The organism is Paenibacillus segetis, assembly GCF_014639155.1.
In the GTDB taxonomy this organism is placed as follows: Bacteria; Bacillota; Bacilli; order Paenibacillales; family Paenibacillaceae; genus Fontibacillus; species Fontibacillus segetis.
Map to the genome: position 1 here is coordinate 307,978 of NZ_BMFT01000003.1, position 23,347 is coordinate 331,324.

Here is a 23,347-nt window from a genome sequence, read left to right on the forward strand (position 1 = left end):
CTAGAACAATGCGTTGTCCTTGCTTATTTTTCGTACAATGAAATTTGCTGTAAGAACAAGTATGAAACCCACAATCGATTGATAAAAACCGGCTGCAGCCGACATCCCGACATCGCCTAAACCAAGCAGTCCACGATATACATAAGTATCAATAACATTAGTCGTATCATAGATTGCCCCGGAATTCATAGGCACTTGATAAAACAATCCAAAATCGGAGTAAAAGATTTTTCCAACAGATAGCAGCGTAAGCATGATAATCATAGGAGCAATCAGAGGGAGCGTAATCCCGCGAATCTGTTGCCACTTTGAAGCGCCGTCTAGCCGGGCAGCCTCATAGTATTCTTCATCAATTCCGATAATTGCTGCAAAATATACAACTACATTGAACCCGAGACCTTTCCAAAGGGATACGAAGGTCAGGATATAAGGCCAATATTTGGACTCGAAGTAGAACATGATATCATCCATGCCTAGTGCAGGGAGGATTGTCTTGTTAATAAAGCCTGTATCCAGACTCAGCATCGCATAACCCAGATAAGCTACAATTACGATGGAAATCAGTTGCGGGAGTAGGATAATGCTCTGATAGAATCGGGCCAAGAACTTCTGCCGCACTTCATTCAACAGAATAGCCAGTAAAATTGCAAGCACGGTTCCAATAATGATCCAGGATACATTGTAAAGTATGGTATTTCTAGTGATGATATATGCATCTGAGGTTGTAAATAAATATTCGAAGTTTTTAAATCCGACCCAATCGCTGGCAAAAATACCTTTGGTAAAATTCACTTCCTTGAACGCAATAATCAAACCAAACATAGGTAAATAATTGTTTAATAATAAATAAAGCAAGCCAGGCAGAACCATTAAGGTTAGCGGCAAGTATTTTCGCATTCGGCTTCTCTTTTTCACAGGGACATTTGCTTCCCTGTTTATCGCCATTTGCGCCATTCTGATCACCCTTTCAACTCTTGTCTATGCTTCTATGTTACTGACTTTTGCAGAATGTCTCTATCAGAATACCGACCTATCTATTATCACTATTTCGACTTCTCCGTAATTAAAAAACCGCCCACGGCTACAAAGCCGGAGCGGTCTTCCTGTATGTTACGCTTTCGTATTCAGTAACTGCACCAGTCGAGCCAAATCCTCATCGGTTAACGCACCACCGCTAAAGCCGACAAGGCTGCGCAAAGGGGAGTATTTCAATACCGCCTGCGCCATTTCCGAGCCTTCACCTTCTTGCTCCACAAACATATCCGCAAACGGAGTACTTTGGATCCATTCCATAACAACAGCGAGTGCCTGGGGATTGTCCATAATATCGCCTATTGTCGTATTCCGGTGAAAGAGCGGTTGGAAACCAACCTCCGATTCCACACGAATAACACCTTGAACTGCAATATCCTGCGAGGAACGGCCGACGAGAATCTCGAATTCACCGCTCTCTACTTGCCAATCCTTAAGGTCGACATTGTAAAACGCAAACGAGCGCTTATCGAGAACAAAAGTGGCTGCCTTTGTCTCTCCAGGCTGCAGATCAATCTTAATAAAGCCCTTCAGCTCTTTGAGCGGACGCGTGACAGAACTAACAATATCGCGGACATACAATTGCACAATTTCCTTGCCAGCACGCTGTCCTGAATTCGTCACATCAACCGTAACTGTAACTTTTTCATCTTCGCGAATCACGGACTTTTCGAGCACAAGATTCGAATAATCAAAAGTTGTATAGCTAAGACCAAAGCCGAACGGGAATAACGGATCAATCCCTTTAGCATCATAATAACGGTATCCTACAAACAGACCTTCCTTATACTCCACCCGGTCGCTTTCGCCCGGGAAGTTTAAATGCGACGGGTTGTGCTCAAGACGAGCCGGGAAGGTCTCGGCAAGTTTACCGGACGGACTGGCAGCACCGAACAACAGGTCGGCGATCGCACCACCAAGCGCCTGGCCGCCAAGATACGCTTCCAGCAAGGATTTAACGCTGTCCAGCCAAGGCATTTCGACCGGTGCTCCGTTACTGAGCACAACGATAATATTCGGCTGAACCTCAGCAACGGCTTCAATCAGCGAAATCTGGTTAGCCGGAAGCCTCAGGTGGGTACGGTCGAAGCCCTCAGATTCATAGCGGTCAGGAAGTCCGGCAAAAATTACCGCAGCATCCGCATCAGCAGCTGCGCGCTTTGCCTCTTCTACAGTTTGCTTGTCAGTCGAATCAGAGAGCAAATCATAACCCTGTACATAGGTAACCAGGGTGCCTGCTCCCGCTGACTTTACGATTTCTTCACGGATATCCTCCAACTTCGTCGGATTAATATGCGAGCTACCACCCCCTTGATAACGCGGCTTAACAGCAAGCTCACCAATGATGGCTAGCTTTCCTTCCTTGCGAAGCGGTAGTAGATTATCCTCATTCTTCAGCAGGACCATGCTCTCCCGTGCAACTTCACGCGCCAACTGATGATGTGACTCCACATCGTATATTGCTCCTTGCTTGCTGTTATCCACAGCTTTGAACACGACGCTCAGAAGTCGTTCCACTGCACGGTCCAGCTTCTCTTCAGACAGCTTTCCGCTCTTAACGGCCTCAACAATCTTACGGTCACCTAGACCTCCGCTTGCAGGCATTTCCAGTTCTAAACCTGCTGCCAGAGCGTCATCACGCTCGTTAACTGCCCCCCAGTCCGATACGACAAAGCCTTCATGTCCCCACTCTTCCTTCAGAATCTTTGTAAGCAGATATTCGCTTTCGGAAGCATAGTTACCGTTCACTCGGTTATACGAACACATTACTGTCCATGGTTGTGCCTCTTTTACGGCATACTCGAAGCTAGCCAAATAGATTTCACGGAGTGTGCGTTCATCTATAACCGAATCGCTGGTCATACGGCGATGTTCCTGATTATTTGCGGCAAAATGCTTTAGAGATGTACCGACTCCCTGACTCTGTACCCCTTGAATATGCCCTGCTGCCAAGCGGGAGGAAAGGTAAGGGTCTTCGGAGTAATACTCAAAGTTACGTCCGCAAAGTGGGGAGCGCTTAATATTAGCTCCCGGTCCAAGCAAAACAGCGACATCTTCCGCTTGGCACTCTTCACCAAGAGCAACACCTAGCTTGTTGACCAATTCAAGATCCCATGAACTAGCAAGGCCAGCGGCCGAAGGGAAGCAAGTAGCTGGTTCGCTGTCCAACAAACCGAGATGGTCGGCGGATGAATTTTGCTTGCGCAGCCCATGTGGTCCATCGGTCAGCATGATTGGGGGGATACCCAGACGTTCAATCCCTTTCATATGCCAGAAGTCGCGTCCAGAGCACATGCCGGCCTTCTCTTCCAGCGTCATTTGTGAAATAAGCTTTTTCAAATCTCTTGCCATATATATTCGCTCCTTATTTGAGTACTTTAACGATGCATTTTTTGCTTTCTGTTTCCCAAATCCCATAGTTCTTCGGAACATAAGGTACATTAATTGGGAATGGCATTCTTGGATCCTATTACTCACTGTTTAAACGATTATAAAGGTTGGAAACGACGATGACTTTAAGTTGATTATCGCCTTCTTCAAGTTCATCCGTAATGTCCACTTCTTTCAGGACCTGATCTGGAAAAGCAGTCTTTTTCCCGTTAATGAACACCTGGAAGGTATCGGAAGCTTCACCTAAACACAGAATGTATCTTCTGTCTGCTGCTTTATGCTCAATATGAATAGTTCCATTATAAGTACCTCGCCCTGCGAATTTATCCAATCCAGGAGCCAACTCTCTCCAAGGTCGAAGAACCTGAACAGGCAATACTATAGTCTCTACAGAGAAATTGCTTCGCAGGAATGATCTTTCCTGTGGTGTATTTGGTATAAACTCCTGCAGTTCCAACCGATTAACTCCAACCTTAATCTGCCCTGCAATTTCCTTCTTTGCATTTCCTAGATTGATCTCATTCACTCCATGGAACAACGCTAGTACAACCAGCTCGTCCTCTTCAATCGAAAGTTCCCCTTCGGATCGCCCGTTGTATTCCTCAAAATCGATGGCCGTCAATTTTCCATTCCACGGATTACACTGATAGACTTGTCCAGTTCCTTTCACGCTAACCGGTACAGTCTTTCTGCTCCGATCGCCCGGGCGCTGATAAGAGCCCTTCGTTGTGCCTTTCTGATAAATAGCACTTACGGCAAGCTCATCCGGATTTAGATCGTCCGGGGTATGACGAACCGCATTATAACCAATAAACAGCATAATACGTAATCCGTTTTCCCTCATCTTCTCTTACCGCTGTAGTCAAATTCATCGTTCCATCAAGCTCGATATCCGGGTGAATCTGATATTCTTTTAATGCATTTAGTACCTGATTAGTGCCGGAAACTTGAATCAGTCTCTGATCTTCCCAGATTTGCTTCATTAAAAGAATCCATTCTTCCCGCTCAGATTAATTCTTCCAATCCGCAAAGTGCAGGGCATGTTGTGGTTTCTCTCCAATCCAAAAAATGGAAAACAGTGTTCGAGCATTTCTTTCACTTTTAATAAAAAAGGATAGGATACCGCCTGTTGCTCCGGTATAATCTGACATTTATACCCTACCCCATCACGGTCAAGGCGCCCGTCTTCAATTTTGGCAGTAGGAGGTTCCAGAAGAAACGGCGACACCGTCTCATAGGAATAACCCTGATTACTTAGCAGGCCTTGATCCTCATACAAGCAAAATTCACTGGCTTCTCCATGATTGAGGTAACTTGCCCTGTAAATTGCACAGTCAACCTTTGCTTTTTTTGAAAAACAGTATTTAGGCGTGCGATTGTATCCAGGCATCTTCTATCATCTTCTACAGAAAGCGTTCGGTTCCAATAGTTCGATACGAACCTTAGAAAAGCCTCATAGCCAGACCACTCGACGCTTTCCATGAAACCTTCCTCTGAATATTTCCCGTGATAAGCCCCGGAATAAGACGCCCCATGCAGCACTTGTGCATTCATTCCAGACATTAGACTCCACTTCACCCACCAGAACAAATCTTCGTAGTCTTGCCCGTAGCTTCCGCTGAATTCTGCTGCATATTCAAAGGAATAGCGTTTCTTTCTGCCTTAATGTGCAGTTGTGGCCATTGTTTTCTGAAAATCCATAGCGGGTCTTCCGAGCGCTTCGTTTTCTGGTACTCCCACGTACAAGGCGCTTCGCTAATTCTTCTGGCTTAGCATCTTCACCAAAAAGGGCCTTAAATGAATCCTTATGGGCAAATTCCCCTGATGTGATTACCGGATAGGATAGAATATAATTACCAAATTTGGACGATTACTGTTTTTTTGTATAATCACCTTCAGGAATCAATTCTTCTGCATCAAAATGAACAGCTAAACTACCACAAAGATGCCCTCCTGCAGAGAAACCGCAAATTGCTATTTTATCCGGATGAATACGAAAACTTTCCGCTTTTCCCCTTACCAATACAACCGCTCGGGATAAACCCTTAAAGGCTGTAACTTCAAGGCCTATCCATCAACAAATTTGTTGTATAAGTAACAACGAAAGTATTGTAGCCTTTATCATTAAACTCTTTGGCTACCGGCTATCCTTCCGAATTTGAAACCAAACAATAGCCGCCGCCTGGAACGACTATCATTGCAGGTCGAACTCGGTCATCTTCGTCATGAATGTATGTCACAATATTAGGAACAAACTCACCCCGGACGGGATAATTATATTTATCTGCTGACCGTAAACGATACTATTCGGTGATCATGCTTAATACCTCCTTTTTAAGTAACAACTCTATTCGCTGATAAGGCTCAGCTCTGCTGAGATTACTTCATATTGTTGCTCTGATATTACGCTGCCCATCGGATTAAATGCAGCGGCAGCTAACGGAAAGTTACGGAGTAATCCCAGATTTTCCGTTAGCCCTGGTGCGTGCTGGTCCAGAATCTGCCGAGCACTCTCCCACTGGACAAGCTCACTGAAGTGCATATCCGGTGTCCAAATGCGATACGTTGCAGCACTTCTCGGGAATGTGAAAACATATTTCCCAGATCCCGCCTCTAAGAACACAGCGTCTTTTTTCTGCTCAATCCGTAGGATTCCGCCTCCTTCACTTAACAGATCTTCATTCACACGGACCGCTGTTAATTTTACGTCCGGCAGCCTGATATCAGCTGTTGTGTTAGGAGGCACCACTACATTCACTTCCACTTGTTCCCCGCGAAATGCCCAACCTGCTTCGATTACTCCGTAAATTGAACGAAAATGTGCTTTGGCATAGCTCAGGCGGCCGCCTTCAAACTTTGGCGCAATCTGGATTCGTTTGTAGCCGGGTGATCCAGACTCTGGAGACAACCCTGTAATTCGCCGGTACATCCATTCGCCAATAGCTCCATATGCGTAATGGTTGTAAGAATTCATGTCATCGCTCCAGAAGGATCCGTCCGGCTTAATACCATCCCAATGCTCCCAAATCGTCGTTGCCCCTTTGCTGACGGAATACAGCCAGCCGGGATAAGTTTGCTGAAGCAACAACTTCACTGCCGTTTCGTGGTAGCCATTGTCTGATAGTGCGAAGCAGAGATACGGTGTGCCAACAAAACCAGTTGTCAAGTGATAGTCATTGTCTACTATCATCTCGTTCAATTCTTTAGAGATTCTCGGTCGGTCTTTCGGGTCTGCAAGATCAAAGGTCAGTGCGAGAATTTGCGCAGTTTGTGTCTGGGCAGCTACCCGGCCGTTCGGCGTAATGAATTCGTTACGGTAAGCTTGGACAATGCGGTTGGCCAATTTACCATAATAAGCTGCGTCTTCAATATAGCCGAGCACTTCCGCGGTATCCCGGACAATGCGGGTCGACAAAGCGAAATAGGCTGCCGTCACCATAAGGCTTGGGGTCGCTCCTATATAGCTGCCTTCTTTTGCATCGAGTGCCAGCCAGTCACCGAAATGGAATCCGGTATCCCAGACATGCTCCTTGTCACCTTGCGAACGAATATAATCCACCCATGCCTTCATACTGCTGTATTGTTCAGACAGCAGACGCTTATCCCCGTAAGCGGAATACACTGCCCATGGTACAATTGTCGCCGCGTCCCCCCAGGCTGCCGATGAATAGCCTGAAAGCACATTTGGCACGACAAATGGTACGCCACCGTCCGGCAACTGATCAGCTGCCAAATCACGGAGCCACTTCGAAAAGAACGGCGAGGCATTATAGTTGAATAAAGCAGCCCCTGCGAAAACCTGTGTATCACCGGTCCAGCCGAGCCTCTCATCGCGCTGCGGGCAATCGGTCGGAACGTCTAGAAAATTCCCCCGCTGTCCCCACACAATGTTGCGCTGTAACTGATTGACCATCTCATCCGAACATTCAAAGTGACCTGTTCGATCCATTTCGGAATGAATTACTTCTCCTGTAAATGCTTCAAGAGGCAAGCCGTTCTCTTGACCCGGATAGCCCTCAATCTTTACATATCGAAAGCCCTGGAAGGTGAAGTGAGGTGCATAACTCTCCTTTCCCGCTCCTGCTGCCGTGTACTTCACGGTCTGCTTGGCTGTACGGATGTTACCAATGTAAAAATTTCCATCTTTATCCAGAACCTCGGCATGTGTAAGTGTGATGATCTGGTCCCGCGGCGCTTCCACCTGCATCCGGATTCGCCCCACCATGTTCTGACCCATGTCAAGCACTGTCTCCCCAGAAGGTGTCAGGATAACGGACACCGGCTTGAGGATTTCCGTTATACGTGTAGGCACGTTCTCTTGAGCCCGAAGCCCACTAAATGGATGGTTAAGAGTTACTGTCGGTTGCCAATCCTCGTCGGCAAAGGTAGCCTCACTCCATCCAGGATGATCCAAACGTGCGTCATATGTTTCACCATCGTATATTTCAGAGAACCGTACAGGGCCTGTTAATCCTCGCCAATTGGCGTCCGAAACAATAACTTCTTCTGAACCGTCTTCATAGCTGATATGAAGCTGAACGAGGGCGGCTCTTCGTTCGCCGTAATGGTTAGATTGATTCTCCCATCCCAGACGTCCCTTGTACCATCCGTTTGCAAGCATTATGCCAACCGCATTGTCCCCCGCTCTTACCTGCTTCGTTACATCGTAGGTCTGGTATTGAAGACGTTTATTATAGCTCGTCCAACCTGGTGCAAGCAGATCTTCACCGACCTTCGCTCCATTTAAATACAATTCGTATACTCCTAATGCAGTTGCATAGATCCGTGCTGAAGCGATTTCACCGCCTTCAAGATGAACTGTCCTCCGAAGCATAAAAGCCGGATCTACTTGAGGATTAATGTGCTGCGGATCTGGCGTAATCCAGGCTGCCTTCCATTCTCGAACATCTAGTAGAGCAGTTTCCCACCATCCCGCTTCGCTCCATTCCGACTCTCTACCGAAATTATCCCAGACTTTGACTCGATAATAGTATCGGGTCGAGGATCGAAGTTCAGGTCCCTCATATTGCACAAGAACTGAAGAATCCGATTCTACCTTTTCCGTATCCCAAAGCGGTGCAATGAAATCTTCACCGGAAACATTGACCTGTACCCGGTATGCCGTCTGATATGTGCCGTTCTTATCCGACTCCAACTGCCAGCTCATTCTTGGTCGGGTGACTCCAGTTCCCAGCAATTGACTGCGGTACTCCGCTGTAAGATTAAATACATTGAGTTCTGTCATTTTTGATTCCCCCTCTGATGTGCCAACAGCAAATAGACGCACGTGAAGATTAGCCTATAACAGAACTATAACTCTATCCAGTTATCTGGCTCTAACAGAATTCAGACTTCTTATTGGTAAGATTCCGTCTAATTCTATGAAAATAGCCCAAGGGATAAAAAATGCCTTAGGGGAGCGTGTTGCTGTTTTTTTAACGCATGAATCTATATATTCATTGTAATAATCGTTTACAAATCAATAATACTGAATTGTACATATAATCACATATTTTTAAATTTTAATTTTTTTATTTGACACATTGATGTCTTATCTGATTATCAACAACCAATTAAATTCTGCAAGGCAGAGCTAGTGCTCCATCAGAGATCATAGTTGGGAAAACGGGTTTATTATATGTAAATCCAACTCTCGAGGGCGGCATGACTATTTTGTTCGTGACTTAACTCAGGAAGAAGGCAACCACCTCCTACGGATTGCCTGTAAGAGAGCCGATCCGGTTCAGGTCCGTCGAGCTTTGCTCATTCTGGCTCTGCTCAAAAAATGAAATCCCCTGAAATCAGCGGGCTTTATCATTTCTCAGGTGAACATAACCTGCATACGATTCATCGATTTAATCAAGACGGGTTACCTTCATTAAAGCCGAAATACGGCGGAGGACGTCCGCCCACCTTCACTTCGAAAAACGTAGGGGAGATCATTGAACTTGCTCAAATTCCTCCTAAAGTGGCTGGTTATCCGTTTACCCATTGATCGCTCTCTAAATCGAAACAAGCCATGGAGGAACGTAAGATTGTTCTTACATCTCCATCGAAACCCTACGGGTGATCGTGGGTGAAGCCAAATTCACGTAACAACAAAACGTGGAAGGAATCAAGCGATCCGGAATTAGAGTCTAAAAAACGAATCGAATACTTCTAGCACACCCCTCCAGCAGACGGGCGTATAATTTATATGGTTGAGTTTGGTACACTCTCGCTTCAACCTTACCGCGGGAAAGGTTGGTTTCAAATACGTTGACCGATTTGGCTGCGGGCGACCTACAACCGACCGCATGGTGTGAAACATCTGCTTGCTGCTCTGAATTCTAAAACAGATCAGTTGTATGACCATGCTTCAAAAACGAAGAAGCATCAGGATATTCTTCGCTTCTTCCATGTGCTTCGGTGCCGGTATCACCGGTCGGTATGTTTGTTCATCATTCTGGACAATTTTTCTACGCATTTGCACCTCAAAGTAAAGAACTGGGCCGCAGCTAACAATGTAGAATTAGTCTACACTCCAACGTACGCATCGTGGCTTAACCGAATCGAACTGCAATTCCCAATGTGTTCTCAAGTACGCTTGTAGATTCGCTACCGTTACATTGTCCACACCGGGTGTTTCTACAGTTCTGTATCACTCGTTTATACGCGAGCCGAGGTTGTCTCCTTCGAGCATTCGCTCCAGCAGATTGCTCTCTGCTTAGCGAGAGGAAAGGACGACTTGTGCCGACGAAGAACTCGGCGCTCCGGCATACCCTGGCGGCTTCCCCCTTCTCTTTGCAGCAATCTCACTAGCGAGATATTCTGCTGTCGTTGCTCTTCATACGAACGCATCGGTTTTCACTCTCCTTTCGGTTCAGCCCTACCGTAAGCTGTTGACACAGTTAACATACTATGACCTGACTCCTACCGGTTCGGCGCAGCCTCCCGGCTGCGGTTACAAGTTTTTTTCTTGCACATCCGGCAGGCCTCCCCAGGTAAGAACGTCATCTTTCAGCCCGTACCTGTCCAAGTTTAAGGCTGCAGTCCTTGGCAGCTTTGGATTTTGTTATGTAGTGGTGACTCATTCGGCTGCCACCGTCTCACATTGGATTCGTGTACCTCAGGTCGTGCTTTTGCCTCCGGCTTCCTTCAGATTTCACCTCACAGTGGACACCCTTGCCATGGTAAACGGTAGGCGCTTGCCAGCCTCCGCTCAGGATTTTCACAGTAGAGATGACGCCCATGCTGGACGCACCCAAAAAAGCATCTCGTCCTCAGACAATTTGCTTTCTAAATGCTATAGATAGCGTTAGATCAATTGCTTTTCATACACATTAATACCTTCATTTTCCACAATATTGATTACCGCATAAGTGTAAGCCATTAAAGCAACTCCAACTTAAGTTTCACAGACCCCTACCGAAGATATATTGGAACTATTTTTAGTGTAAACAATTTCTTATTAATTTGTTCAATCTATCCTTTTACGAAATAAGCGCGACAATGTACTTCTAATGTGAACCATCACTCCAATAGTCATGCTCAACGTGACCTTAGAAATTAAGTTCCAAGTTCTCTAAAGAAAAGCTCATATATAATACCTGTCCGAATCAACATATAGTCCACAAGTGTTTACATAATCAAAATAAACACGGATGAATGTATTACAATTCAACCAATCATTGAGACCACAGATCAAACCACCAACCTGCGCTTGTTTAGTTTTTTTCAATCAGGTCAGTTGATTAAGCAAAAAGGTAGCAAAAAGAGCACTCATTCGAAAAAGTGTTTGTCCCCTATAAACCATTCGAAACGAGGCGACCTCATGAAGAAGTGTTAATTTTAGCTCGAAATTAACAATCGCCGACTTCGACCGACTATTTACCTTACAAGATGTTACCTCCAGAGTGGAGGATTTATTTAGCCAATGCTACGCTCCTCTTCACCAAAATTAAGACAATCAACAGAACTGCTTTTCAATCAGTTTTTTTCGAAGCCTTATACTCAAGTCCCCTTACAGTAAGAATTGATAGCCATTTAAGACGATTATGTAGACGATTAATATGAACGTTAACTGTATTTTCTGCACTCCCTACGTTCATTCCCATATTTCGTCCATTTATTGAACACGAGTAAATATTTTTCTGACAAGAAAGCAGTCTATAAATCAGGTAAAATTCCTCCGGGCAGAATATCTGAACCTACTCTTTGTGGATCACAGTCAGAGCATCGGAACTTAATTTTACATCTCTTTAACTAGATATGGTTTTAAATAGTGTGTGCACGTCTGAGAAGAGCTTTTATTCGCAAAAGTATCTCCACCTCATCCATTGGTTTTACCATAGTCAGCAGATATGCAACAGAATTAAAGTAGAGGCTTAAAAATTTCACTGTAGTTGTTACAAAGTGAGTTTTTAAGAAGTTATAAATGGTACTCTTAGTTCTGATAAAACTTGAATCAGTTCTTCAAGACTTATCCTATTAGGATCTTTACACCAGTGAAACAAATATTGAGCAAGTCCACCTGAATAGAAAGCCAAAATATAATCCATATGCGAAACAATACCTTCTGTGTCTGATATTTGAGCAAGATTAGTTATGGATAACATAAGCTCTTCAATCATAATATATTCAAGGTTACTTTTTACTATAATATCCATAAATGATTTTTTACTATAAAATGTTTCAAAAAAGATGCTTAGGGATGTTTTAGCATCCATATGTTCTTCTGAACTTCTTTTTTTCATTATCTCTTCAAAAATATCTTTAATACATAACCTTAATAATTCATCTTTCGTGTTAAAAATATTATAAAAAGTTTGTCGAGAAACATCAGCGGTTCTACATATGTCTTTTATAGTAATATTCTCATATTTTTTGCTATCCAATTCTTCCATTAATGCGTTTGATAATAATTGAATCGATAACAGAGCTTTCGGATTCTCACCTGTGTACATTTACATTTATCCCTTTCGTGTATAAATTAACTCTACTGAATTGACTGCTATACTATTTTAATAATATAATTCAAAATGTTTACACGTGTCAACATTATAAAAGGAGTGGATAATATTATGATTTTTGGTACACCTATATGATTTTTGGTACACCTATTAGTTGGTTTATCAATGAGATTATCGGTAGCATATTATTGTTTTTCTGTATTGCACATGCAATAAAACAAGAAAAGCCGATGAATCGGATTCTGGAGCTATCATGCTATATGCTTACCGCAGGAATTTTTGAAAACATTGGAGTATTTGCCGGCACATATTACTATAGCCTCGATCGTGTCATGATGTTTGGAAAAGTGCCCCTCAGCATTCTTTTTATAGAAGGTGCAATCTTCTATGTATCTATGATTCTAGTCGAACATCTTAAATTGCCTAAATGGGCAATCCCGTTAGGTGTAGGTGTTCTTGCTTCAATTCAAGATTTGACACTTGACCCAACTTCAGTTTTTGATCTCCATATTATTAATGGTGTCTCCGAGGGTCAATGGAATTGGACAAAATATTATGAAGGCGGTTATGTAAACATCCCTTTCTCTAATTTCTCGGGATGGTTAACAATGATGGTATTCTTCGCAGCAGCAGTGGCAATAGGTAGAAATTGGTACAATAGAAGTCATAAGAATTGGGTTGCTGTGGCTTATCCATTAATTTCTATTGTTGTGACAGTATTGTTGCTCATTACACCTATAAATCAATTTTTATTATTTGGCGTACCGTTCGCAAGCATGAACTCAAAAATTGCAGAACTCGTAATGCTCTGTTTCAATTATTCAATTAGTTTGTTCATATTAATAAGATTCGCTAAACATAATAAAGCTATAGAAAGAAAAGATGCTTTAATGATAACGATCCCCGTTTTTCTTGACCTATATGCGCTTGTAAATGCTATTATTATGGGAATAACAGAAGCAATTCTACCAATAGTAATTGTTTCTATAATCCATTGCACTTATTTGATCTGGATTTATAAAAAAGGCCAAAATACATTGAGTAAACAGGTTAATCCTAACTAAAAGGTATTTTGTAGTGTAAATAGAAACTGACACATATAAGCTGCGATCATTCCCTGGTATTCGCCAGTGAACGGTCGCATATTTTCTTTTTGGCTTATTTTAATAAAGTAAATAAGGCGACCTTCGAGGGGATCACAGGCTATCTAGGTCTGCTATCTGAATACCGATATGCTCTGAAAATAGGAGTACATTTACCCAGAATTCATTAAGAAACTGCTTATACAATTTTCGTACTTATTGTAAACATTTTTCTTGCAATCGATAATGTACGAAAGGAAGTTGATTGTTGTGCTTTTGGGCATATTTAACCTTTTTATCGTTTTTCCTCTTCCTCATAAAAAATGGTATCTCATTAGCCAGCATGGGCTAAGGGGACACCTATTTTAGTCTTACAAATATTTCTGAATATAACAATCTCACAACTGGAAATGCTCAAATGTAGACCATTATAAGTATACTCCTTGTTAAGCCATCCATCTTCATCAGTCAGTTTGGAAAGAGTTCAATATAAATAGTAGATCTGAAGCGGTTTAATGATATTTTCATTAGTTTGAACAATATCAAATGGTGATACACCACCCTTGACGTTAGGATTCACAGGATAAATGGATTCCACATACAACTCTGTTTTTGGATCAATAATGAATAAACGGCTAAGTCCATTAAAACCGACAGTCGCTAAAAATGAATTGTTTGGATGCCGCTGAAAACCTACTTCTTATATAAGTCTTCTCCTCTGGTGTGAAATTTTAAGGTTTGATCTTTCAGTTCCATTAACAACACCCAATAAGACAAAATTATCTTCTTCAATGGAGATTTGTCCCTCACAACGCCCGTTGTTTTCTATAGAATCAATAGGGATTTTTTCTCCGTTCCATGAATTGGACTGATAGACTTTTCTAGTACCCTTTAGACTGACCTGATCAATTTTCCGGCTCTTCTCACCTGGCCAACGATACGTTCCTTTGCTTGTTCCTTTTCGGTAAAGTGTACTTACTGCTAGCTCATCTGGGTTTAAATCATCCGGAGAATTCTTCACCACATTGTACCCTTAAACCATGCAATACGTAATTCCGTTCTCCTCATCTTCTCTTGCCGCAATTGCGAGATTCATGGTCCCTTCCAGCTTAACATTTGGACGAATCCTGCGCTTCTGCAGAGCTTCAATTACTTGATCTTTCGAAGATAAGCGAATCAATCTCTGGTCTTCCCAAACTTGATTCATCAACAACTTCCATTTCGCATGCTCTGGCTTCTCACCAATCCAAATCACTGGAATATGGTTTTCAAGCATGTCCTTTACTTTTAGCAGAAAGCTGTAAGATACCGACCTTTGCTCCGGCACAATCAGGCAGTTGTACCCTACTTTATTTTAGTCAAGTGGACAATCTTCAATTGTAGCGACCGGTAGTTAAAGAAGAGCAGGAGAGACCATTTCATCTAGGAGACCTTGAGCATCATAGAAATCAAAAATCCATATGAGATACCATACAATATCCGCCAACTGGTACTACAAGGATTGCCAGCCTGATATTATTATCTTCATCATGAATGTATGAAACAATATTCGGAATAAACTTTCCTATAACCGGGAAATCATATTCTTCCTTTTCCCATAACTTGTACCTTTCAATAATCTTTAAAGCTCCTACTTCTTGTTATTATTGAAATATCAATTATTTATACCGTAGAGTTCCTGTAATACCTGCATTGCCATCCTCTTTCCTCCTACAGGACCTGGATGAAGATGGTCACCACTATCATAAACAAAGTTCATCTGTTCAGTATTTCTAGGGTCACGAAGGATATAATCAAAATCGATAATTTTATCAAACATATCAGTTGATCTGACCCAATCATTAAACTTTTGCCTTTCTCTTTCCTGTTCCGGTCGATATCCCAAAGATCCACCTCTAGGAAGTAGTGTTGTTCCTACTGATTTGATATTTTTATTCTTTGCTCTCTTCAAAATATTAACATAACCTTCAATTAATTGTTCAGCTGACGTCCAATCCTTTTGACCTGGTTTACCACCCATACCAAAATCATTAATACCAATTGCCAGGATTACGGTCTTAACTCCTGCTTCTCCCAGTACATCCCGTTCAAAGCGCTCAATTCCAGCTTTACCAAGTAACTTTAATAATCCACCAGGCGACCCCTTCAGTAATCGATTTCCACCAATACCTTTATTTACAACCGATACTTCTCCCGGTTTATTCCTATATAGTTCATCGCAAAAAGGTTTTGTCCAAAAACTCTGCTGTGTAATTGAATCCCCAAAACAGATAATAGTTTCGGCCTGTTCTACAGTAAATACTTCTATCGATGATAGTGCCGGAATTGACTGTTGCATGTCATGATAACATGCCGATTTACTCCTGTGCACCGTTTTAAACTGAGAGTGTTCCACATAATTCCCCTTTTTGCTACACTGCACACATTCTTCAATGCTATTACCAGATATGACAGACCCTTGAAATGCCATGCTTACGGTCAAAAACTCACCAGATCTCACTGGCATTATAACCGGATCACTGTATTTTTCTTCTCCTGGGAGTAGTACCACCTCCTTTTTTCCTCTAAATAATATACATTGCTGCTGATTCTGTACATTGTCTACCATAGACTGAACAATATGTAATGGCTTTTTTCCTTCAATATTAGAAACACGAAGCCGTAGTTTCTCACCATTCAGATTATTTGCTATGGCTAAACGCATTGTACTGTCTTTATAATTCGGACTATAATATTTTATTTCCGTATGTGCCTGTCCCCATGTGCTAACCCATTGTTCCATACTTAATCCACCATCTCATTTTCATGTAATGTAAATTCTAATAAATCCAACACCCCGGTGCCTTCATAACAGAAGAAAATACCATGAATTCCTTTAAAAAATTGAATTTCCCCATAAAAATCTTTCCATTCTACACACGGTTCCAAAGGTATATATCCCACGCTCTCTCCGTGTGGTGAAGTACGAACTATCAATTTTCCACTGGCAGTTCCACGTATCTTGACGGACACATATGCTATCTCATCAACTTGAAAATATTTATATCCTGCCACCATTCCATTTTTTCCATTAGTAATATACTGTCGTGGAGGTACATCCGATTCTCCAGGCTCATAATCCTGTCCTTCTTGGGTCACATAGGGATATTCCATTCCCATAGCCATCGGATGAGAAAAAGTAGCTCCTTTATCTCCGTACAGGTTACATACAATTCCTGCTGGATAGGTTCCAATTCCAAGAAGTGGTTCCTGATTTAAGCCACATGAGGTAACCTCCACCTGCGGAATACTACCATCCTCAAGAATGCGAATTTTTTCTGCACAGCCTTGTCTAGAAAATACGGTTCTATTTGTCTGACGGTGGTAAAATATATACCACTCCCCATTGATACATTCGATACCACCGTGATTATTTCCAAAGCAGTATATAGGTTTATTTCTATTTGTACCTTCAAAAATATCGCAATGACTGATGATGACTCCACCATACTGAAAGCCTCCATCAGGCCGATCACTCACCGCATAACATAGTTCATGCAGATTAACTGAGGAATATACAAGATAATAGAGCCCATGTATTTTCCGGATGGAACTTGCCTCAAATAATTCATGCCCTTCAAACCCACTCCCTTCATCGCCCAGTACTGGAAGTAATTTTTGAGGTTCCCTTTTAACGGTTACCATATCGTCTTCCAATGTCATAATGACCGAAGCTTTAGGTTCCTTACCTATATCCTCTGGTACTCTTGGTCCATTACCGGAATACAGATATATTGTCCCATCGTCATCTACAAACACACCTGGATCAAACTGTATCGTATCACCCTCTCTTTCCCCAATGTACCTTCCTTCTTTATCTTTCACTACTCCCAGAAATTCATATTTTCCCGCTGGTGTATCACATACAGCGACGCCTATGGACAATATGCTGTCATCCGGACAATAGTAAAGATAGTAACGCCCATCTTTTCCCTGAACCACATCGGGAGCCCACAATTCATGCGTTCCATCTGACATGCGTGGGTCCTGTGTTTTTTTATAGATGACACCCTCATATTTCCATTCAGTCAAATCCATAATTGGTGCCGAATAACATATATAATCATTTAGACAAAACTTTTCTCCATCGAATCTGTCATGGCTTCCAAATATATAAATCCTATCTCCGAATACATGTGGTTCACCATCCGGGATATACTCGTAAGCCGGTAGGTACGGATTGAATACTTGTAATTTTTTCATATAAAATATCTCCTCTCATTATTCTCTGTCTTAACACTTCATTTAGAGTTTCATTCAACTTTATGTCGATTTCATTATGAGTCACTCTGCTCATTGTTTTATGATTAAATTCACACTTTGTAAATCTTCCATTTAAAACATATATACATGTCTGCCAGCGCCAACCACCTGATTTACACCATTTGGTAGTTGTATATCTGCTGAGGTATTAGCTGGTATAAATATTTCCAAAGAATACCCTGCATCTGTTTTCATCCACTTACTTGTTACTTTTCCATATAGACTCTTATATTCTGCCTCTGCATAAAAAAATGTACCTCCTGGTAATGGAGAAATTATAAAATGGTTTTCACCACTCACACGGATTCCTGCAACAGTATGAAACAACCATTCACACATTGCACCAGGAGAATAGTGATTCTGACTAAATTTCCCTTCCCAGTCCTCCCATACCGTTGTAGCACCAGCCTTCACTTCTGCAAGCCAGCTTGGCGACTTTTCATTCTCAAGCATCCGATACGCCACCTCATGTGCACCAGCCTGAGACAGTACTGGTAGTATAAACGGGGTCGATAAGAATCCTGTACCAATTCGGTAATCCCTGCTCTTGACTACCTGGATCAGGCGTTGTTCCAAATTCTTTTTCTTTTCACCACTTGCTATGCCAAATGCCAAAGGGCGCACTAATTTTGCCTGCCGATCTGTATCTATACTTCCTTGCTTTAGATACAAAAAATTATATGCTTTTTTAGCGCCATCTCCATATTCTCGAAATAATACTGCATCTTCTTTCTTTCCTAATACATCGGACACTTCTGCCATACATGTCATTGTATAATGCAAATAGGCTGTACATATCTCTGTATGAAGAACTCGCGGTCCAATCCTTTTATCCATAAATTCCTCTGGTTCCAGCCATTCGCCAAGATGCATTCCCTTTTCGTAGACATATTTATGGTAAGGATTCAATTTATCCTGTTTTTTATCACGATATCCTGAATTCTTTATCATATACATTGCATATTTGCGCATGACTTCATAAAATTCATCCAGCATTCTTTGATCACCATAGCATTTCCAGAACCGGTATGGAATCAATACAACTGCATCAGCCCATCCAACAGACCCCCCTGTACTATCATATAAAGCTCGTGCTCCCGCATATGGAATTACTGCGCTTGATTTTCCATTTTTTAATTGTCCATCTTTTACATCATAAAGCCATTTACGAAAAAATGCAGGAACGTCCATAAAATAGGTCGCTGTTTGGAAGAAAACCTGAGCATCGCCAGTCCACCCCAATCGTTCACGTGTTGGACAGTCCATGGGTAGATCAAGAAAATTCCCCTTCATACTCCATAAAGTATTTTTAACAAATTGATTAACTGCTTCGTTGGAACAATTAAAGCTACCTGTCTGTTCCATTGCAGAATATACCGCAATAGCCCGAAATGAAGAAGCTTCAAATTCAATATCTGACTCAACTATCACATAACGGAAACCAAAGACAGAAAAAGTCATCTTGTAATGATCTTCCTTGCCACTGCAGAAAAATTTAATTTCCTGCTTGGGAGTTGCCTGCATCTCATCTTTCAGTTTTTTTCCGCTAATAAATAATATTTCTTTTATCTTGCCAATTTCCTTTACTGGTTTTTTCACCTGCATATTTTCCTGTGTAAATTCCCCCTGCTCATCCAGGATTTCACCACATCGCAACGTGATTTCCTGCCCCTTTTTTCCCTTTATATTAAATGCAAGGAATCCTGCAATGTTCTGTCCAAAATCAAGAACCTGCTTACCTGAAGGAGTTGTGATAAGCTCAGCTTCAAAGATCTCATGTTCCTTCAAATCGACATTATTAGATGCAGTAGGTACTACTTCTTCAGTTGTGCGTTTAGCCATTCCTTGATAGGTAGGAACGTAAGCAGCGTCATAAATTTCTCCATCCTTAAGGTCTGCAAACCGGATTGGTCCATCGTTACTCCAACAAAATGATTCATCGCTGATAATCATCTCTGTGGTGCCATCCACATACCCGATTTCCAATTGAGATAATAATTTTGTCTGACGGCCATATACATTTGTAAATCCAAAGCATCCTGTGGATCCGCGGTACCAGCCGTCAGCTAATTGTAATTCAAGTATATTAACCCCATTATTTATCATACTGGTGAGATCATAGGTCTGGCATTGTAAGCGATACCTATAGTCCGTACATCCTGGTGCAAGGCAAAAATCACCAATCTTTTCAAAGTTGATTTTAGCCTCATATAATCCACAAGCTGTAATATAAAGTCGTGCCTTGGAAACCGCTTTATCAATTTTGAACTCTCTTTTAAAACAATCTACTGGATATCGCATATTTTTCTTTGGTTTATAATTTCCGCTGACCCACTTTGCCTTCCAATCGTCCTTTTTTATAAGTCCGATTTCAAACCAAGAGTTCGTCCATTCACCCTCGAGACCCTGCTCATCCCACAGCTTCACAGACCATTCCACTCTGTCCCTACTCTTAAGCTGTACACCTTCATACTGGATATGGGTCATATGTTCAGACCTAATTACCCCACTGTCCCATGTAAGTACTCCATCCCGCTTAGATATGATCCGATAAGCACTCTGACTTTCTCCTTCATCACAGTTCCAATAGAAGCGTGGCTTGGTCGTACTAATTCCAATAGGTTTTACAAGATATTCTGTTTTTAAATTAATTGCTTTCATTTTTTACATTCCTTTCATCCAAATACTACTTCTATATACCTTCAATTAATGGTTAGTGCACCTTACAAAATTCTAATCAAACTCGGATAGAAACCTATCTTTTTCATCTGTACTACCTTCCAATAAGAATCCGTTTTCAATTCCTTTATTGGACAAATATATCGTTATAAATTATTTTTAATTTAAATTTCACTTTTCTTTTATATTGAGTTCTATGCTATTCTTCTTTGGCAATACATGGTGCAACAGCCTTCACTTTTTCATATAAATCGCCATATTTCTTTAGCCTGATTTTTCCCAGTAGCTATTAAATCCCACCATGATAGCACAAACTTTGTGTATCTATACTCGCCTAATTCTACAAATGAATCTTTATATTACAGTAATATGGGTGGTGGTCGGTGACATACCGTTTCCTGTGACTGTTACAGAAATGGTGCCGATGTCATTGCTCCGAACCACTGCCTGAGCCTTTCCATAATATGTAGTGAAACTCCCCTCATCATAATTTTCTAAAGTTCTAGGGTTAGCACTGCCAAATGCCAACAATTCTCCACCTTCGACAAAAACATTTAATTTTACATCGGAATTACATTCTATTACACCGTTTTCACCTACCATCTCCACTTTAATGTAAACGATATCCCCTGCTATAATTGTACTTTCTTCAGGAGTAACTCTTATGGAGATTTTTCCAGTTGCAGGATAAAGCTCACTACGGCTCAACTCATAACCATGTTTATCAAAACTAACAGCTTCCAATTTATTTGGAGCATATTTGATTCTAAATTTTGCCATACATCCCTTTACCCGCTTTTTTCCGATACGTTTGGAATTTAGCAGCAACTCTACCTCATAGGCATTTGTATAAACTTCTACTACAGCCTTGTTCCCTTCGCAGCCTTTCCAAGCCCAACTAGGCATTGCATTGGTTCCACGCCACACAGCCTTTGCCGGTTTTACTCCTGGGTGATTTACTGGCTGTACTGCAATTACAGGCTTTTCAAGCAAGTTCCAAGCTGCCTGTGCCAAGAACATTTCACCATTTGGATTTCCTAACAGATCCAATGCCCCTACATCAGCTAATAACCATGGATACGGTTTACTAAAACCTCTTCCATCTTGTGTATATGACCATGCTCCAATTCCACTTTCACCCAGATAATCCCATGCAGTCCACATAAAATCCCCAATAAGATAAGGGAATTTTTTTACCATATTCCAATTTTTAACTATATCCTGCGGAAATGTTTCTGCACCTACAATAATTCGGTTGGGATGTGCTTTTCCTTCTAGTGGGTAGCGGCCAGAAGCATAGTTATAGCCAGCAATATCCAGTGCATCTAAGCATGGTGTGGTAATAGTGTCAGCTTTTTTTGAATTTGCTCCCTTATTCATGCCTGTTCCTACCACGGAAGCAAGCATATTGAACATTGTACTGTTCATATTAGTATTTTTTGTTTGATCCTCACTACTAAGACCACCATCTTCTTTATAAATACTTTTTCCCTGAGCTGAACGATAAATAATCATCAGATTTATACCTGCTGTCACCGGACGTGATTGATCCAATGAATGTATAAAGGATACCATTTCACGTGTCAAGTCTTGTCCTTTTTTAGTTGCCGGTTCACTTACCTCATTGCCAATTGAATACATTATTACACTTGGATGATTGTAATCTCTTTCTACCAAAGTTTTAATATCAGACTTATAATTTGCTTCAAAGTCGCTTGCATAATCAAATTTGTTTTTGTGGTTGTACCACATATCCCATGTTTCATCCATTACGTATATCCCATAACGATCACACGCTTCCAACATAGCAATACTTGCTGGGTTATGTGCACTTCGGATTGCATTAAATCCCGCTTCCTTTAACATTCGTACCCTACGTTCTTCAGATTTTCTATAACTGCTAGCACCTAAAATTCCATTATCATGGTGGATACATCCTCCACGCAGCAATGTTTCTTGTCCATTTACAAAAAGACCTTTATTGCTCCACTCAATCAGTCTTATACCGAATGTTTCAATTATCTCATCTACAATAACATCATTATCCAACAAGGCCACGCGGCATTGATATAAATTAGGTGACTTATCACTCCATAGTTTTGCTTTTGGAATAGACAGCTCTAATATATTCCCATTGCCTTTAGCAACTACGTCTCCATCATCAAGAACTTCTACAAATACGCGTTCTCCTCCAGTATGAACGGTAGTGATCCGAATTAATGCTGGATTATGTGATAACGTTGTAATCTGAACACCATTAAGCTCAATGTGGCTTTGCTCTGATACCAACATCCATACCGGGCGATATATTCCCGTTCCTGTATACCATCGACTATTAGGCATTTTAGTGTTATCAACAATTACACGAATGGTATTATTTTTGCCATAATGTAGTGCCCCATCAGCATTTACATAAAACTGAGAATATCCGTATGCACAGCCTCCCACTTCTCGATCATTAATATAAACCTTACTATTCTTATAGACTCCTTCAAATTGGAATGTCACGCTCATGCTTGCCCACTCAATTGGAATTTCAAAACTCTTTTCATATTCATAAATTCCACCTGGGAAAAATGCTCCCCCACTTTCACTCGGACAATCTGGTTTTCTTATTTCGTGTATCATTGCATCGTATGGAAGCGTAACATGTTTCACATTTCCGTTCTTATCTTTAAGTATCCAATTGTTATTAAAATCTTTTTTTTGCATATCATATTCTCCTTAATTTTTTTTTATAAATCTGCAGCATAAGATGTTTAAATGTTGAACATACATACTTTTCTGCGATTTACACAATTATTGTCTTTCATTTTTGCAATCGTTTTCAAAATTCTCCTATGACCATGCTCTCTATTGCGCCCTACAAACATAATCGATTTCACTTTACTCCTTAGGGCATGTTATTAG

18 protein-coding genes are annotated in these 23,347 nt (G+C 41.4%); 3 read left to right on the top strand and 15 right to left on the bottom strand.

Translation table 11 applies throughout. The features are described from left to right. The 7 genes from IEW05_RS20650 to IEW05_RS20680 form a co-directional block, all read right to left on the bottom strand. Complete coding sequence (locus IEW05_RS20650; protein WP_229753612.1) at nucleotides 1-945, bottom strand: ABC transporter permease; 945 nt, start codon at nucleotides 943-945, stop codon at nucleotides 1-3. Nucleotides 946-1,110: 165 nt separating this feature from the next. After that, nucleotides 1,111-3,384: a beta-glucosidase family protein gene (locus IEW05_RS20655; protein ID WP_188541756.1), complete on the bottom strand. Its 2,274-nt coding sequence runs from the start codon at nucleotides 3,382-3,384 to the stop codon at nucleotides 1,111-1,113. Between the two features lie 118 nt (nucleotides 3,385-3,502). After that, a complete protein-coding gene (locus IEW05_RS20660; protein ID WP_188541757.1) occupies nucleotides 3,503-4,243 on the bottom strand; it encodes a hypothetical protein in 741 nt (246 codons plus the stop codon). Further along, nucleotides 4,224-4,406: a hypothetical protein gene (locus tag IEW05_RS20665; protein ID WP_188541758.1), complete on the bottom strand. Its 183-nt coding sequence runs from the start codon at nucleotides 4,404-4,406 to the stop codon at nucleotides 4,224-4,226. Before IEW05_RS20665 ends, IEW05_RS20660 begins: the two co-directional genes overlap by 20 nt. After that, entirely contained in the window at nucleotides 4,406-4,702 is a 297-nt protein-coding gene (locus tag IEW05_RS20670) for a hypothetical protein (protein WP_194434148.1), read from the bottom strand. The genes IEW05_RS20665 and IEW05_RS20670 overlap by 1 nt, the downstream gene beginning before the upstream one ends. 591 nt (nucleotides 4,703-5,293) lie before the next feature. Continuing rightward, nucleotides 5,294-5,446 carry an alpha/beta hydrolase fold domain-containing protein gene (locus tag IEW05_RS26150; RefSeq protein ID WP_188541760.1) on the bottom strand — a complete coding sequence of 51 codons (153 nt, stop codon included), beginning with the start codon at nucleotides 5,444-5,446 and terminating at the stop codon, nucleotides 5,294-5,296. Nucleotides 5,447-5,770: 324 nt separating this feature from the next. Then, nucleotides 5,771-8,668: a family 78 glycoside hydrolase catalytic domain gene (locus IEW05_RS20680; RefSeq protein WP_188541761.1), complete on the bottom strand. Its 2,898-nt coding sequence runs from the start codon at nucleotides 8,666-8,668 to the stop codon at nucleotides 5,771-5,773. Nucleotides 8,669-9,208: 540 nt separating this feature from the next. Here IEW05_RS20680 and IEW05_RS25650 point away from each other — a divergent pair. Beyond that, complete coding sequence (locus tag IEW05_RS25650) at nucleotides 9,209-9,418, top strand: helix-turn-helix domain-containing protein (protein ID WP_194434149.1); 210 nt, start codon at nucleotides 9,209-9,211, stop codon at nucleotides 9,416-9,418. 306 nt (nucleotides 9,419-9,724) lie between these two features. Further along, nucleotides 9,725-10,015 carry a transposase gene (locus IEW05_RS20685; RefSeq protein WP_188541762.1) on the top strand — a complete coding sequence of 97 codons (291 nt, stop codon included), beginning with the start codon at nucleotides 9,725-9,727 and terminating at the stop codon, nucleotides 10,013-10,015. A gap of 56 nt (nucleotides 10,016-10,071) precedes the next feature. Here IEW05_RS20685 and IEW05_RS20690 read toward each other — a convergent pair whose 3' ends face one another. Both IEW05_RS20690 and IEW05_RS20695 read right to left on the bottom strand, forming a co-directional pair. Then, nucleotides 10,072-10,263, bottom strand: a complete 192-nt coding sequence (locus IEW05_RS20690) for a hypothetical protein (protein ID WP_188541763.1) — start codon at nucleotides 10,261-10,263, stop codon at nucleotides 10,072-10,074. Nucleotides 10,264-11,825: 1,562 nt separating this feature from the next. Next, on the bottom strand, nucleotides 11,826-12,368 hold the full coding sequence (locus tag IEW05_RS20695; RefSeq protein WP_188541764.1) for a TetR/AcrR family transcriptional regulator: 543 nt from the start codon (nucleotides 12,366-12,368) through the stop codon (nucleotides 11,826-11,828). 137 nt (nucleotides 12,369-12,505) lie between these two features. Here IEW05_RS20695 and IEW05_RS20700 point away from each other — a divergent pair, with 137 nt between their 5' ends. Further along, nucleotides 12,506-13,438, top strand: coding sequence for a carotenoid biosynthesis protein (locus tag IEW05_RS20700; protein WP_188541765.1), 933 nt, complete (start codon nucleotides 12,506-12,508; stop codon nucleotides 13,436-13,438). Between the two features lie 718 nt (nucleotides 13,439-14,156). Here IEW05_RS20700 and IEW05_RS20705 read toward each other — a convergent pair. The 6 genes from IEW05_RS20705 to IEW05_RS20730 form a co-directional block, all read right to left on the bottom strand. After that, on the bottom strand, nucleotides 14,157-14,477 hold the full coding sequence (locus tag IEW05_RS20705) for a hypothetical protein (protein ID WP_188541766.1): 321 nt from the start codon (nucleotides 14,475-14,477) through the stop codon (nucleotides 14,157-14,159). A gap of 12 nt (nucleotides 14,478-14,489) precedes the next feature. Beyond that, entirely contained in the window at nucleotides 14,490-14,783 is a 294-nt protein-coding gene (locus IEW05_RS20710) for a hypothetical protein (RefSeq protein WP_194434150.1), read from the bottom strand. Between the two features lie 327 nt (nucleotides 14,784-15,110). Then, nucleotides 15,111-16,238 carry a GDSL-type esterase/lipase family protein gene (locus IEW05_RS20715; RefSeq protein WP_188541768.1) on the bottom strand — a complete coding sequence of 376 codons (1,128 nt, stop codon included), beginning with the start codon at nucleotides 16,236-16,238 and terminating at the stop codon, nucleotides 15,111-15,113. 2 nt (nucleotides 16,239-16,240) lie between these two features. Next, a complete protein-coding gene (locus tag IEW05_RS20720) occupies nucleotides 16,241-17,698 on the bottom strand; it encodes a family 43 glycosylhydrolase (RefSeq protein WP_188541769.1) in 1,458 nt (485 codons plus the stop codon). A 132-nt stretch (nucleotides 17,699-17,830) separates the two neighbouring features. Further along, on the bottom strand, nucleotides 17,831-20,419 hold the full coding sequence (locus IEW05_RS20725) for a family 78 glycoside hydrolase catalytic domain (RefSeq protein WP_188541770.1): 2,589 nt from the start codon (nucleotides 20,417-20,419) through the stop codon (nucleotides 17,831-17,833). Nucleotides 20,420-20,791: 372 nt separating this feature from the next. After that, nucleotides 20,792-23,149 carry a glycoside hydrolase family 2 TIM barrel-domain containing protein gene (locus IEW05_RS20730; protein ID WP_188541771.1) on the bottom strand — a complete coding sequence of 786 codons (2,358 nt, stop codon included), beginning with the start codon at nucleotides 23,147-23,149 and terminating at the stop codon, nucleotides 20,792-20,794. Nucleotides 23,150-23,347 lie beyond the last annotated feature (198 nt).